This window comes from Massilia sp. ZL223 (assembly GCF_018119395.1).
In the GTDB taxonomy this organism is placed as follows: domain Bacteria; phylum Pseudomonadota; class Gammaproteobacteria; order Burkholderiales; family Burkholderiaceae_D; genus Telluria.
In genome coordinates this window covers 1-356 of record NZ_JAGPWD010000086.1, presented here as the reverse complement: position 1 = coordinate 356, position 356 = coordinate 1, and the positions used below count along the sequence as shown (strand labels likewise).

Sequence of the window (356 nt, the reverse complement as noted above, 5' to 3'; positions counted from 1 at the left end):
TTCCTCGACTGCGTCTTGAATTCGACGACAGTTCGGGGCGCTGCGCGATCGGTCGGCGTACATCGCAATACCAGCTTTCGCTGGCGCCACCGGTTCCTGGACGTGACCAAGCACGACCGCCCGGACACCTTGACCGGGATCGCGGAGGCTGATGAGCTTTATTTACTGGAATCTCACAAGGGATCGCGCAAGCTGCTTCGACCGCCCAGAAAGCACGGCGGAGCCGCCACAAAGCGAGGCATCTCCGATGAGCAGGTCTGCGTCCTGGTCGCCCGCGACCGAACCGGACAGACCTTCGATTTCGTCACGGGACTTGGCCCGGTGACGAAGCGTCAGCTGCATCAACACTTGCTGCC

1 protein-coding gene is annotated in these 356 nt (G+C 61.8%); it reads left to right on the top strand.

Annotation, left to right across the window (positions count from 1 at the left end):
• Nucleotides 1-356: IS1595 family transposase (locus KBW95_RS24450; protein WP_211529556.1), on the top strand; the 356-nt coding region annotated here is incomplete at both ends.